Below are 641 nucleotides of genomic sequence, written 5' to 3' on the forward strand. Positions count from 1 at the left end.
TCCTGTGRACCTTTGAGACAAAGCCCTGCTTTTCCATGAAGTCTTCGTTGGCTTTCGAGCGATACGCGGTATCGGCCCAGACGCTTGAGGCGGTATTGGCTTTATCCAGAAGCCCCTCTCTCAATCGCGCGCCATCACTGGCGGCGGCATCTGTTGTCTTCCATTTGCGGATGAACCGATACTTCCGGTCGATGGAGACGTGGGGTTTGTAGCCAAAGAATGGGATAGCGAGATCACTCGACGGCATGGTTCCATCGTCCTGCCGCTTCGCTTTCGTGAACTTCAGCGTCCAGCGCGCATGGCGATCCTTGTGCGACAGCTTTGACGGCTTGTCCTGCCAGTCTTCGGGAATACGGCCTGCCCGGAGATCGGCTTTCTCGGCGTTCGTGTTGCGCTGCTTTGGAGCCGCCACCAGCGTTGCATCCAGGATCTGGCCCGACATCGGCAGATAGCCGGCGTGCCGCAGGGTCGCGTCAAAACGGTTGAACAGACCCTCGATCGCTCCCACCTGCGTCAGGCGCTCACGGAACAGCCAGAGTGTTTTGGCATCAGGAACACGATCTGAAAGCCCCAGCCCAAGGAAGCTCATGAACGACAGGCGATCGTTGATCAGATATTCCGTCCGCTCATCAGACAAATTG

1 protein-coding gene is annotated in these 641 nt (G+C 57.5%); it reads right to left on the bottom strand.

The window, feature by feature from the left end; genetic code table 11:
• The coding region (locus tag KP705_RS15985; RefSeq protein ID WP_215764950.1) for a transposase at positions 1 to 641 on the bottom strand (641 nt) is incomplete at both ends.

Origin of the sequence: Gluconobacter sp. P1D12_c, from assembly GCF_018812105.1 — a bacterium.
Taxonomy (GTDB): Bacteria; Pseudomonadota; Alphaproteobacteria; order Acetobacterales; family Acetobacteraceae; genus Gluconobacter; species Gluconobacter oxydans_A.